The organism is Myroides fluvii (genome assembly GCF_009792295.1).
Lineage (GTDB): Bacteria > Bacteroidota > Bacteroidia > Flavobacteriales > Flavobacteriaceae > Flavobacterium > Flavobacterium fluvii_A.
The window spans coordinates 3,389,772-3,402,156 of record NZ_CP039934.1; the positions used below are offsets into that span (position 1 = coordinate 3,389,772).

Annotated in this window: 11 protein-coding genes; 1 reads left to right on the plus strand and 10 read right to left on the minus strand. The window is 39.8% G+C overall.

Annotation, left to right across the window (positions count from 1 at the left end; genetic code table 11):
- Nucleotides 1-34: 34 nt before the first annotated feature.
- A complete protein-coding gene (locus FBR08_RS14990; protein WP_158963540.1) occupies nucleotides 35-1,021 on the plus strand; it encodes a diaminopimelate dehydrogenase in 987 nt (328 codons plus the stop codon).
- A gap of 60 nt (nucleotides 1,022-1,081) precedes the next feature.
- Here FBR08_RS14990 and FBR08_RS14995 read toward each other — a convergent pair whose 3' ends face one another.
- The 10 genes from FBR08_RS14995 to FBR08_RS15040 form a co-directional block, all read right to left on the minus strand.
- Nucleotides 1,082-1,864 (minus strand): enoyl-CoA hydratase/isomerase family protein, encoded by a 783-nt coding sequence (locus FBR08_RS14995; protein WP_158963542.1) that lies wholly within the window; start codon nucleotides 1,862-1,864, stop codon nucleotides 1,082-1,084.
- 2 nt (nucleotides 1,865-1,866) lie between these two features.
- Nucleotides 1,867-2,748: a 3-hydroxyisobutyrate dehydrogenase gene (gene mmsB / locus FBR08_RS15000; protein WP_158963544.1), complete on the minus strand. Its 882-nt coding sequence runs from the start codon at nucleotides 2,746-2,748 to the stop codon at nucleotides 1,867-1,869.
- A 3-nt stretch (nucleotides 2,749-2,751) separates the two neighbouring features.
- Nucleotides 2,752-3,861: an enoyl-CoA hydratase/isomerase family protein gene (locus tag FBR08_RS15005; protein WP_158963546.1), complete on the minus strand. Its 1,110-nt coding sequence runs from the start codon at nucleotides 3,859-3,861 to the stop codon at nucleotides 2,752-2,754.
- A gap of 10 nt (nucleotides 3,862-3,871) precedes the next feature.
- Nucleotides 3,872-5,032, minus strand: a complete 1,161-nt coding sequence (locus FBR08_RS15010; protein WP_158963548.1) for an acyl-CoA dehydrogenase family protein — start codon at nucleotides 5,030-5,032, stop codon at nucleotides 3,872-3,874.
- A gap of 14 nt (nucleotides 5,033-5,046) precedes the next feature.
- Nucleotides 5,047-6,546 carry a CoA-acylating methylmalonate-semialdehyde dehydrogenase gene (locus tag FBR08_RS15015; protein ID WP_158963556.1) on the minus strand — a complete coding sequence of 500 codons (1,500 nt, stop codon included), beginning with the start codon at nucleotides 6,544-6,546 and terminating at the stop codon, nucleotides 5,047-5,049.
- Between the two features lie 81 nt (nucleotides 6,547-6,627).
- Nucleotides 6,628-8,079, minus strand: a complete 1,452-nt coding sequence (locus FBR08_RS15020; protein WP_158963558.1) for a bifunctional 2-methylcitrate dehydratase/aconitate hydratase — start codon at nucleotides 8,077-8,079, stop codon at nucleotides 6,628-6,630.
- A 28-nt stretch (nucleotides 8,080-8,107) separates the two neighbouring features.
- The gene (prpC, locus tag FBR08_RS15025) at nucleotides 8,108-9,259 is read right to left on the minus strand and encodes a bifunctional 2-methylcitrate synthase/citrate synthase (RefSeq protein WP_158963560.1); all 1,152 of its coding nucleotides are present in this window, start codon (nucleotides 9,257-9,259) and stop codon (nucleotides 8,108-8,110) included.
- Between the two features lies 1 nt (nucleotide 9,260).
- Nucleotides 9,261-10,154 carry a methylisocitrate lyase gene (prpB, locus tag FBR08_RS15030; RefSeq protein WP_158963562.1) on the minus strand — a complete coding sequence of 298 codons (894 nt, stop codon included), beginning with the start codon at nucleotides 10,152-10,154 and terminating at the stop codon, nucleotides 9,261-9,263.
- 609 nt (nucleotides 10,155-10,763) lie between these two features.
- Nucleotides 10,764-11,594: a CvfB family protein gene (locus FBR08_RS15035; protein ID WP_158963564.1), complete on the minus strand. Its 831-nt coding sequence runs from the start codon at nucleotides 11,592-11,594 to the stop codon at nucleotides 10,764-10,766.
- Nucleotides 11,595-11,610: 16 nt separating this feature from the next.
- Nucleotides 11,611-12,360, minus strand: a complete 750-nt coding sequence (locus FBR08_RS15040; protein WP_233266130.1) for a hypothetical protein — start codon at nucleotides 12,358-12,360, stop codon at nucleotides 11,611-11,613.
- Nucleotides 12,361-12,385: the final 25 nt, after the last annotated feature.

The following is a 12,385-nucleotide window of genomic DNA, read 5'->3' on the forward strand; positions in this document are numbered from 1 at the left end:
ACCATGGCTAGGCATGGTTTAAAAACGACAACATATGACACAGCAAACAACTCCTATTCGCATAGGTATTGTAGGATATGGCAATTTAGGAAAAGGTGTAGAACATGCAATTGCACAAAATGAAGATTTAGAACTTGTTGCTATTTTTACAAGACGCACGCCCGAATCCTTGCCAACAACGACTAAAGTGGTGGCTTTGGATCAAGTATTAGATTACCAAAACAAAATAGACGTGATGATTTTATGTGGTGGATCTTCAACGGATTTACCAGAGCAAGTCATTCAATTAGCTACTCATTTTAATACAGTCGATAGCTTTGACAATCACGCAGAAATTCCCGCTTATTTTTCAAAAGTGGATCAGTGTGCAAAAGCAAATCAAACCCTAAGTTTAATTTCAACAGGTTGGGATCCCGGTCTATTCTCTATGTTGCGCTTACTAGCCGAAACGATCTTACCACAGGGAGAAACGTATACCTTTTGGGGTAAAGGGTTAAGTCAAGGGCATTCCGACGCTATTCGCCGCTTACCAGGAGTTAAAAATGGAGTACAATATACCCTGCCAATCGAACAAGCGCTAGAGCAAGTGCGCGCGGGTCAAAATCCAAACTTTACCGCAGCACAGAAACACAAACGCGTTTGTTATGTCGCAGCAGAAGAAGGTGCAGATCAACAACAAATTGCACAAGCAATTAAAACAATGCCCAATTACTTTGAACCGTATGACACTACCGTTTATTTTATTTCAGAAGAAGAATTAAAACTCAATCACAGTGCTATGCCCCATGGTGGATTTGTCTTGCGTTCTGGTGAAACTGGAAAAGGAAACAAACAACACCTAGAGTTCCGTTTAAAATTAGAAAGCAACCCCGAGTTTACTGCGTCTGTATTAGTTGCTTTTACTCGTGCTATTGCCAAAATGGCAAAAGAAGGACAGGTTGGAGCGAAGACGGTTTACGATATTCCTTTAGGTTTTTTATCGCCTAAATCAGCAGAACAATTGCGCAAAGAACTCTTGTAAATAAATCAAATAAGAAGGGCGTACTATTTTAGTACGCCCTTTATTTTTGTTTAGAAATAATTATTTCCCTGTAAATTCAGGTGTTCTTTTTTCTACAAAAGCACCTATTCCCTCTTTTTGATCTGCTGTATTAAATAGAGTTCCAAAAAGGGCACCTTCTTGCTTTAATCCTTCTGCTAAAGAAAGGTCAAAACCAGTATGCATGGAATCTTTTGCTTTCGCGATGGCAATTGGACCTCTTGAAGCAATGGTTTGTGCCATGACTTGTGCTTGGTTCAATAGCTCTTCTGGTGCAATTACACGGTTCACAAACCCCATGGCTTCACAAGCAGCTGCGGAATAGAAATCGCCAGTAAACACCATTTCTTTTGCTTTATACAGACCAATAGCGCGTGGTAAACGTTGGGTACCCCCAAAGCAAGGCAACAAGCCTAAGGTAGCTTCGGGTAAACCAAATTTCGCTTTCTCACTGGCTAAAATGATATCACAAGACAGGGCTAATTCACATCCTCCCCCTAGTGCAAAACCATTTACCGCCGCAATCACAGCGAAAGGTAAGGCTTCAATGGCATTAAATGCTTCTTGCGCCATATAGGAAAAGGCAGTTGCTTCTTCTGGTGTCATGCTTTGCATGGCTTTGATATCTGCTCCTGCAACAAATGCTTTTTCTCCAGAACCCGTAATAATCAACGCGCGAATATCGCCTTTGCTTTTTGCTTGTGCTGCAAATGATTTTAATTCCGCCAATACCGTTGCATTCAACGCATTTAGCGCAGTTGGACGATTAATCGTCAACGTGCCAATATACCCCTCTTGTTGGTAAATTAAAGTCTCAAAATTCATGTCTATTGCTGGTTTAAAAATTTAATAATACTCGAAAAATCAATCTTGCCATTGCCTGCTTCACTCCACATTCGGTATAGATTTAAAGCTGTATTTCCCAATGGGGTTGAACTTTTCGTATCCAAACTTGCTTCTGCTGCTAAACCTAAGTCTTTCGTCATTAAGTCTACTGCAAAACCACCCGCGTATTCTCTTGATGCAGGCGTGTTCTCCGCTACACCTGGATAGGGATTGTATACTTCTAAGGACCAGTTTCTACCGGAACTCTTCTGCATAATTTCGCTTAACACCTTCGGATCTAACCCGTGGCGTACCCCTAAATTAATCGCTTCGGAAGTACCGATCATGTGAATAGCCAATAACATATTGTTGCAAATCTTTGCTACTTGTCCAGCACCTGATTCTCCCGCATAAAATATATTTTGCCCCATGGCCTCTAAAATGGGTTTCGCTCGTTCAAAATCAGAAGCGGCTCCCCCTACAATAAAGGTTAATGTTCCAGCTTGAGCGCCTGCGGTTCCACCAGAAACCGGCGCATCAATCATAGCATGTCCTTTTGCAACAGCGGCAGCGGCAACAACACGTGCCGTTACTGCATCAATCGTACTGCTGTCGATTAAGATTGCATTGGGTTGTAAATTAGCCATAAAATCCGCTGTATACAAGTCTGCCACGTGTTTTCCTGAAGGCAACATCGAAACCACTACTTCTGCTCCTTGTGCTACTTCTAACGCTGATTTTGCAATGCTCCCACCTTGAGCAACCAGTTGATTTAATGCAACTTCACTCAAATCAAATCCCATTACTTGGTGTCCTTTTTTTAGTAAGTTAGCAGCCATTGGACCACCCATATTTCCTAAACCTATAAAAGCTATTTTTGCCATACGCTATTCGTTTTTACCTAAATTCTTTAAAACGTCATTTTCTTTCGTCCAAAGAGGCTTAAAGTAACCCTCAATCCAATCGGACGTAACTTCTTCTAAAGTAGCAGGTTGCCATTTAGGAGATTGATCTTTATCTACTAATAATGCACGTACACCTTCAGCAAAATCAGGGTGAATACAACATTGACAAGCCAAGTTTAATTCGGTTTGAAATACTTGCTCCAAGGTATACTCTTTTCCTTCTTTTAACTGTCTAAAGATACTATGTGCTGAACTTGGAGAACCCTTTTCAAAGCTCTGCATCCCGGTTTCAATCCACGTATCTCTTTCGGTATAATTCGTCAATATAGCGCGAAATTCCTCTACTGTTTCAACCTGTTCAAACAAGGAAACAAACGATTGATGCGCTGCCGCTTGAGAAGGTGCTACGGTATAGTTTGCCGCAATAGTGGCTAACATAGCAGATACTTCTTCTGATGCATCTCCTGTCCACGTTGCTTGCGCTAGCCCATCCAATACATTCTGTTTGGCGGTCGATTCCATATAGTAATCGGCTAACCCTAGAAAACGACAATCTGCTCCGTCTAAACGCGCCCCTGTTAACCCTAAATACAAGCCATAAGCAGAAGGCATTTTATTCAAAAACCACGTCGCTCCTACATCGGGAAATAAACCAATGGTAATCTCCGGCATGGCTAATTTGCTTCGCTCAGTTACAATGCGGTGAGAAGCGCCCACCATCACGCCAATTCCTCCGCCCATTACAATTCCATGTCCCCATACGATGATGGGTTTAGGATAGGTATGAATCGCGTAATTCAACGCGTATTCCTTGGCAAAGAAATCAAAACATCCTGGCGGAACTTGCGTTGCATCTACCTCGCGTTGTGCGATGATATTGTCATACAACTGTCTGACATCTCCCCCAGCACAAAGCGCTTTTTCACCTGCTCCTTGAATAAAGATACACGCCACTTCACTTGAATTTTTCCAAGATTCTACTGCGGCAGTTAGCCCTTCGATCATTTCTAAATTCAAGGCGTTTAGCGTTGCTTCTGAATTCAACGTGATAAACCCTACTTTATTCTTTATTTCTGTTTGTATTAAACTCATGCTTTCTCAATTAACGGATTTCAGCAGTTGCTCCTTCTTCTAATATCCTTCTGGATATCACCAACTTCATAATTTCATTGGTTCCTTCTACAATTTGATGTACACGTGCATCGCGCATTAAGCGTTCTACAGGGAAATCTTGTGTACAACCATATCCTCCTAAAATTTGAAGGGCATCGTTACACACGGTAAAGCTATTGTCTGTTGCTAATCGCTTCGCCATCGCACAATAGGTTGTTGCATTGGCATCTTTTGAATCCAATTTGAATGCTGCTAAATACACCATCTGACGCGCTGCTACTAATTCGGTTACCATATCGGCAATTTTAAACTGTAAGGCTTGAAACTGGGCTAATGATTTGCCAAATTGCACGCGCTCATGCATATAGCGCTGCGCTAAATTTAACGCTCCTTGTGCTGCTCCAACGGAACAGATTCCCACATTGATACGCCCACCATCTAATCCTTTTAAAGCGATTTTAAATCCGTCGCCTTCTTTACCTAATAGGTTTTCAGCGGGGATTTCCACTTGGTCTAAAAAGATAAAACGCGTAGGTTGTGTATTCCATCCGAGTTTCTTTTCTTTTTCTCCAAAACTGATTCCCTTGGCATCTGCCGGTACCACAAAAGCACTGATCCCTTTGGGTCCTGCTTCTCCTGTACGCGCCATAACCACTAAGAAATCACTTTCTCCGGCTCCAGAAATAAACGCTTTGGTACCGTTCAAAATGTAGGTATCTCCTTGTTTAACGGCTGTTGTTTTTAAACTTGCTGCATCCGAACCTGAATCAGGCTCAGTTAAACAATAGGATCCTAACTTCATTCCTGAAGCTAATTCGGGACAAATAGCCTGACGCACGTTTTCTGTTGCGAAGGTATCAATCATCCACGTTACCATATTGTGAATGGTAATATACGCAGTGGTAGAAGGACAAGCCGCTGCTAATTCTTCAAAAATAATTGCAGCATCTAATCTTGAAAAACCTAATCCACCGACATCTTCACGCGTGTAAACGCCACAAAAACCTTGTTCTCCGGCTTTTTGAATCGCTTCACGCGGAAATATTTTATTTGCATCCCAATCTGAGGCATACGGAGCTAGTTCTTTTTCTGCAAAACTCCTTGCTGCGTCTTGAAATGCGAGTTGATTTTCATCTAAATTAAATTGCATAATACTCTTTCTCCTTATTTAAGATTAATCGTCATATTCACATTCCCTCCTGCAGGCACATCTTCTTCGAACCAACGCGCTGTAATGGTTTTGGTTTCAGTATAGAAGCGAACGCCTTGTTTTCCGTAAGAATGTAAATCTCCGAAAAACGACTTGCGCCATCCTGTGAACGAGAAGAATGGTAATGGCACTGGAATTGGTAAGTTCACCCCAATTTGCCCTACTTGAATCTCGTGTTGGAATTTACGCGCTGCGGCTCCAGAATTGGTAAAAATAGAAGTACCATTTCCGTATGGGTTGTTGTTGATAATTTCGATGGCTTCATCTAGTGAATCAGCTGTAATCAATAATAAAGCAGGTCCGAATATCTCTTCTTTGTAGATATCCATATCCGTTGTTACTTTGTTGAATAAAGTAGGTCCTACGAAATATCCATTCTCGTAACCTGGTACAACACAGTCGCTTCCGTCTAATAGTACTTCTGCCCCTTGGTCGTATCCACTTTTAATTAAACGCAATACTTTTTCTTTGGCTTGTTTGTTGATTAACGGACCATAAGCTGCCGCATCATCTGACCAAACGCCTGGTTTGATTGTGCCTAATGCATTTTTAATATCATTCACCCAGTTTTGAGCTTCTCCAACTAATACAGCAACGCTAATTGCCATACAACGTTGACCCGCTGCTCCACATGATGCGCCAACTAAGTTGTTGATTACTTGTTGTTTATTAGCATCTGGCATCACAACCATATGGTTTTTCGCTCCTCCAAACGCTTGTACGCGTTTTAGGTTGTGCGTACCCGTACGGTAAACGTGCTCTGCAACTGGAACGGATCCTACGAATGAAATCGCGCGAATATCCTCGTGGTTTAAAATGTGGTTTACTTGATCTTTTGATCCGTGAACAATATTCAAAACGCCTTTAGGGAATCCCGCTTGATGGAATAGCTCAGCCAATTTCATTGCTGTCATTGGCGCTTGTTCCGATGGTTTTAAAATAAAAGTATTTCCACAAGCAATTGCCATTGGGAACATCCACAAAGGAATCATCGCTGGGAAGTTAAACGGGGTAATTCCCGCACATACACCTAACGGCTGAATGTAGCTATAGGTATCTACGGCACGAGCTACGTTTTCTACCGTTTCTCCCATCATTAACGTTGGAATCGAACAAGCGTGCTCCACTACTTCAATTCCTCTCCACACATCGCCCATTGCATCTGCAAAAGTCTTTCCGTTTTCAGTGGCTAAAATTTCAGCGATTTCCTTTTGATTCTCTTTTAATAAGTGTTGGTATTTCAAAAATAATCTTGCGCGCTCGGGTGTAGCTACTTCTTTCCACGTTTTAAACGCTTCTCCTGCTAAAGCTATCGCTTGATCAATTTCTGCTAATTCGGTTAAGGGAACTTCAGCAATAATTTCTTGTGTTGCTGGGTTTTCAACTGGTAAATAGGCTGTTGCTTTACTAGCAGTGAAAGCACCATTTATATATAGGTTTATTTTTTGTGTCATAGTTGTCATAATTTATTGGGTTGGTGGTTGCTTAAGGAACAAGAGTTGATTTTGCAATCAACTCTTGTGTTCTTTATCAGCTTAGATAACTAGTAAGTCAACAAACTCATTTACATTTAGATTCACTAAAGTGTTGTAATCTAAAGAGTTTTCCATTACTACTCGTTGTTGTTTCTCTGGGTAAACACGAGCTAAGTTAATTTTGTATTTTTTAATTAACTCCGGAATTCCTTCCTCTCTTCTGCGTTTGTGTCCGATTGGGTACTCAACTACTACTTCATCAATTGACGATCCATCATTGAACGTAATAGTCAATGCATTAGCAATTGAACGTTTTTCTGGATCGAAATAATCTTTTGTAAATTGAACGTCTTCCACACATTCCATTTTATCGCGTAATACGTCGATTCTCGCATCTGAAGCGATATTATCTTCGTAGTCTGCAGCAGTTAATCTTCCGTGGATTAATGGAACAGCAATCATGTATTGAATACAGTGGTCACGGTCAGCTGGGTTGTCTAATGGCCCTTTTTTATCGATAATGCGGATTGCTGCTTCGTGCGTACGAATGGTAATCTTTTTAATATCTTCTGTTGATTTTCCTAGCTCTTTTAATTTTGCATGTAACGTCATTGCCGCTTCTACTGCTGTTTGAGAGTGGAATTCTGCTGGGAACGAAATTTTGAATAATACGTTCTCCATTACGTAAGAAGAATAGTCTCTTTGGAATTTGAATGCATTTCCTTTGAAAGAAACATCATAGAATCCCCAAGTTTTCGCTGTTAAAACAGATGGATAGCCCATTTCTCCTGTTTTCGCCATTAAAGCTAAACGAACCGCACGCGACGTTGCATCTCCAGCAGCCCATGATTTACGGCTTCCTGTGTTTGGTGCATGACGGTACGTTCTCAACGCTTGTCCATCAACAAATGCTAAGGAAATAGCGTTGATTAATTCATCACGTGTTAATCCGATTAATTTACCTACTACAGCTGTAGAGGCTAATTTTACTAATAATACGTGGTCTAATCCTACGCGGTTGAACGAGTTTTCTAAAGCCATAATTCCTTGCACTTCGTGTGCCATGATCATTGCTTCTAAAACTTGTTTCATTTTTAAAGGTGCTTTACCTTCTGCGATATTCGTTCTTGACAACCAATCTGCAGTTGCTAAAATTCCACCTAAGTTATCTGAAGGGTGTCCCCACTCTGCGGCTAACCAAGTATCGTTGAAATCTAACCAACGTACGATTGTTCCGATGTTAAATGCCGCTTGAATTGGATCCAATTGGAATTGTGTTCCCGGTACTTTTGCTCCGTTTGGTACAATTGTTCCTTTTACTACAGGGCCTAATAATTTAGTACATGCAGGATATGTTAACGCTTCTAACCCACATCCTATCGTGTCTAATAGACAGTAATGTGCTGTTTTCCAAGCTAAATCGTTTTTAATCTCATAGTTTAATACGTAATCCGCAATGTCCACTAATACTTGATCTGGTTGTGGTCGTTCGTTTGAAATGTGTAATGACATTTTAAATTCTTATTTTTTAGTTATTAAATTATTTTCTGTTTTTGATTGTAACAAATTCTTGATTATCTGGTCCCGTGTAATTCGCACTTGGACGGATAATTTTTCCATCTTGGCGTTGCTCCATAATATGTGCACTCCAACCTGTAATACGAGAGACTACAAAAAGAGGAGTAAACATCAACGTTGGCACGCCCATTTGGTGGTAAGATACCGCAGAGAACCAATCGAGGTTCGGGAACATTTTTTTCTCTTCCCACATCACGCGCTCTAAACGCTCTGCAATATTGTATAATAGCATATCTCCTGCTTCTTGAGAAAGCTCTTCGGCTACTTTTTTAATTACTTCATTTCTAGGATCTGATATCGTGTAAACCGGATGTCCAAAACCAATAATAACCTCTTTGTTTTCCACTCGTTTTCGAATGTCCTCTTCGGCTTGATCTGGACTGTTATAACGGCTTTGAATTTCAAAAGCTACTTCATTTGCTCCTCCGTGCTTTGGTCCTCTTAAGGCACCAATCGCTCCTGTTACACAAGAATAGAAATCTGAATTCGTTCCTGCAATAACGCGACTTGTAAAGGTAGAGGCATTAAATTCGTGTTCTGCGTAGAGAATTAAAGATACTTGCATCGCTTTAACCCATGATTCTGATGGTTTTTTTCCGTGTAATAAATGCAAGAAATGCCCTCCGATTGTATCGTCATCTGTTTCTACATCAATTTCTTTTCCATTGTGGGTATAGTGATACCAATACAACAATCCAGAACCAAAAGAAGCTAATAACTTATCGGCAATGTCTCTTGCTCCAGCTGTATTGTGATCATCTTTTTCTGGTTGAATTGTACCAATAGCTGATACCATTGAACGCATTACATCCATTGGATGTGCAGCAGCTGGAATATTTTTTAGAATACTGCGAACCGATTTTGGCAACCCGCGCAGCGATTTTAATTTCGCCTTGTAGTTTTTTAATTGTGCTTCGTTTGGCAATTGCCCGTATATCAAAAGGTATGCTACTTCTTCAAATTCAGCATTTTGCGCTAAATCTAAAATATTGTATCCTCTATAGTATAAGTCGTTTCCGCTTTTTCCAACGCTACATAAAGCCGTATTTCCAGCTGTAACTCCCGAAAGAGCCACGCTTTTCTTTGGCTTAAAAGTTGTTTCGTTATTTGACATATTATTGTTTTTTGAATAGGTTGTTTAATTTTTGCTCATAATCATGGTAGTTGATGCTTTGGTACAACTCCTCACGGGTCTGCATGGTGTCTAACACATTGGCTTGTGTCCCCTCTTGACGAAGATGGGTGTATACATTCAAAGCGGCTTTATTTGCTGCGCGGAAAGCGGATAGTGGATATAACACTAAGCCAACGCCTGCTGCTCTTAACTCTTCTACAGTATACATTTTTATCATGCCGAATTCGGTGATATTTGCCAATACAGGGATTCCTGTAGCATCTACAAACTTTTGATAAAAAGTCAAATCGGGAACAGCTTCCGCAAAAATGAAATCTGCGCCCGCCTCTTTATAAGCAATGGCTCTTTCCAGTGTTTTTTCTAATCCTTCGTTAGCAAAAGCATCCGTTCGAGCACCTATAACAAAATGTTCGTCTGTACGAGCATCTACAGCCGACTTAATACGGTCAACCATTTCTTGCTGACTCACCACCTCTTTTCCAGGACGGTGACCACAGCGTTTTGCTCCTACTTGATCTTCAATATGTAAAGCGGCAGCACCTGCCTTAATAAGCGATTTTACAGTACGCGCTACGTTAAACGCAGACGGACCAAATCCCGTATCTACATCTACCATTAAAGGTAAATCACATATATTGGTAATGCGTTGTACATCAATTAAAACGTCTTCTAATGTGGTAATACCCAAATCAGGAACACCTAATGATCCCGCTGCAACACCGCCTCCTGATAAATAAATAGCATTAAATCCTGCCTGTTGTGCTAATAAAGCGTGATTCGCATTAATGGCACCAACAATTTGGAGGGGACTTTCCTTCTGCATTGCCTCCCTGAAAAGTAATCCTGGAGATTTGAAATTGTTTGTTTTGTTCATTCTTATGGTTGTTAATAATCTACATTTTGAGTGTAAGTCGCAATTCGCCAAAAAACACACATCCTCTAGTGGACCGAATAGCCACAGTCTTTACTAGTCTCAAGGGGTGACAAACTACTTATATTTGATAAATATATGAATATTTTTATTGAAAATTTTTTTATATCTAAATTTCCATAAAATAAAATCAGCCAAATAAAAGTTAAATACTGTCGAATAGACAAAACAGCGATTAAATTAACCCTTTATTAAGAAGAAATAACAATCTACAAGGGCTAAAACTGAGGATTTATAATAAAAATAAAATCTAAGGATAGGATAAAACCCTTTAAAAAACCTATTCCTACGAAAAATAAATCACATTGCCTCTACTGCAATTGAGCGCGACACCCGGTGCATAAGACATCACCTTTATTCAAAGCCTGTAGATTTACTTTTTTTTCGCATTCTCAATATACTGATTTTTACTTTGTTGTACACAACGCAAGGGAAATATTAATGTTAAATAATTCAGCGATACCATTTTTGAACCACCTTAAACTAACACTTTAGCACAAACAAAAAAAAGCACCTGATAATCAGGTGCTTTTAATTAAATAGTTTACTTCGTTACTTCGAAAGGAAAATCCCTTTATCTGTAATCGTAATTTTCTTGTCTCTATACAAGCCTCCGATGGCTTTTTTAAACATCTTTTTACTCATGTTCAGTACGGTGCGAATATCTTCTGGATGACTGTTGTCAGATAGTCCTAAAAAGCCGTTGTTTTCAATCAAAGCTGCTAGTACTTGTTCTGCACCATCCGTAATGGCCTCAAATCCTACACGTGTTCTAGAAACATCTATTTTTCCATCAGGACGTATATTCTTGATATACCCCACAATGCGATCTCCTGTACGCAAATCTTCAAAGACTTCATTCTTGTACATCAATCCCTTGTGTAGTTCATTAATAATAACATTAATTCCCAAATCAGTAATATGAGACACCACCAATTCCACTTCATCTCCAATATTCACTGTAATATTGTCATTATTCAAGAACTGATTCAATCGACTTGATCCAACTAAGCGATTCGACTTTTCGTCCAATTGCATGTACACCAAGTAGTAATTCCCCTCTTGCATTGGACGGGCTTGTTCTGCAAAAGGAACAAATAAATCCTTTTCCAACCCCATGTCTAAAAATGCCCCAAATTGATTGGTAAAACTCACTTTTAACAAGGCGAATTCATCGATGTAAATATAAGGTTCTAATGTAGTAGCTACGGGTCTTTCCTCTTGATCCAAGTAAACAAAAACTACAATTTCATCTTCTACTTCTATATTTTTAGGCACGTATTTATTTGGCAATAGAATGTCCGTTTCTCCATCAGTTAAATACAAACCGATGCTCGTCTTTCTAGCTACTTTTAGCGTATTGTCATTTCCAATTTTAATCATAAACGATTAGATTTTACTAGTATTTAAATTCTAGATCAAAGATTTCTTTCATATGCTGCATTGCAGGATTTAGCTCTATAAAACGAACTAATTTATCTTCTTTATCTAGTACTCTTTTTTGAATTTTAACTTCTTCATTAACTGTGATTTCAATTTCTAAATCATAGTTACTTAGTTTTTTTCGCAGGTAGTTAACTAAGTCAAACTTATTCTCGTCAAAACTGAGTTTTGAGCCTTCATTTGGCATTTCTAAAGAAACAGAAGCACCGTTAATTACTGGGGGAACCATTCCCATAAGCGAAGACATTAACATAAAGCCCGATCGAGCTAATTTATCTGCATATTTACCCCACTCTTCCATAAATTGTCCTGATGTAAACGGTTCTTTAGGTAAATCATCGGGATTAACTACTTTCTTTTCAATGGAAGACTCCATTTCCTTTCGCGCGCGAATACTAGAAAGAGAAAGGGCTGACACCTTTTTTTCTACAGGTACTGCGTCCGGAATAGGATCGACATCAAAGCGTGCTGGAGCTGTGTCATCTTCTATTGCCGCTGTTGTAACGGGTGCTGCAGGAGAAAGAGCTGAGCTTTGAATTTCTTCTGATTGGGGTTCATTTACCTGATTTACCTGAACAACAGGCGCAACTTCTACAATAGCTTCAGTCGCTACAACTGGCTCTTGTGTCTGTTGTTCTATTGGTTGCACAACTGTAGGCGCAGTAACGGGCAGATCTGAAGTAGACAACAACACTACTGCTGGCATCGATTCAATTCGCTTTACTGCATCA

Excerpts from the sequence above, each read along its gene's own strand:
- FBR08_RS15040 (WP_233266130.1), bottom strand. The coding sequence starts at position 12,360 with ATGCCAGCAGTAGTGTTGTTGTCTACTTCAGATCTGCCCGTTACTGCG.
- FBR08_RS15015 (WP_158963556.1), bottom strand. The coding sequence starts at position 6,546 with ATGACACAAAAAATAAACCTATATATAAATGGTGCTTTCACTGCTAGT.
- FBR08_RS15020 (WP_158963558.1), bottom strand. The coding sequence starts at position 8,079 with ATGTCATTACACATTTCAAACGAACGACCACAACCAGATCAAGTATTA.
- FBR08_RS14995 (WP_158963542.1), bottom strand. The coding sequence starts at position 1,864 with ATGAATTTTGAGACTTTAATTTACCAACAAGAGGGGTATATTGGCACG.
- FBR08_RS14990 (WP_158963540.1), top strand. The coding sequence starts at position 35 with ATGACACAGCAAACAACTCCTATTCGCATAGGTATTGTAGGATATGGC.
- prpC (WP_158963560.1), bottom strand. The coding sequence starts at position 9,259 with ATGTCAAATAACGAAACAACTTTTAAGCCAAAGAAAAGCGTGGCTCTT.
- FBR08_RS15005 (WP_158963546.1), bottom strand. The coding sequence starts at position 3,861 with ATGAGTTTAATACAAACAGAAATAAAGAATAAAGTAGGGTTTATCACG.
- FBR08_RS15035 (WP_158963564.1), bottom strand. The coding sequence starts at position 11,594 with ATGATTAAAATTGGAAATGACAATACGCTAAAAGTAGCTAGAAAGACG.
- mmsB (WP_158963544.1), bottom strand. The coding sequence starts at position 2,748 with ATGGCAAAAATAGCTTTTATAGGTTTAGGAAATATGGGTGGTCCAATG.
- prpB (WP_158963562.1), bottom strand. The coding sequence starts at position 10,154 with ATGAACAAAACAAACAATTTCAAATCTCCAGGATTACTTTTCAGGGAG.
- FBR08_RS15010 (WP_158963548.1), bottom strand. The coding sequence starts at position 5,032 with ATGCAATTTAATTTAGATGAAAATCAACTCGCATTTCAAGACGCAGCA.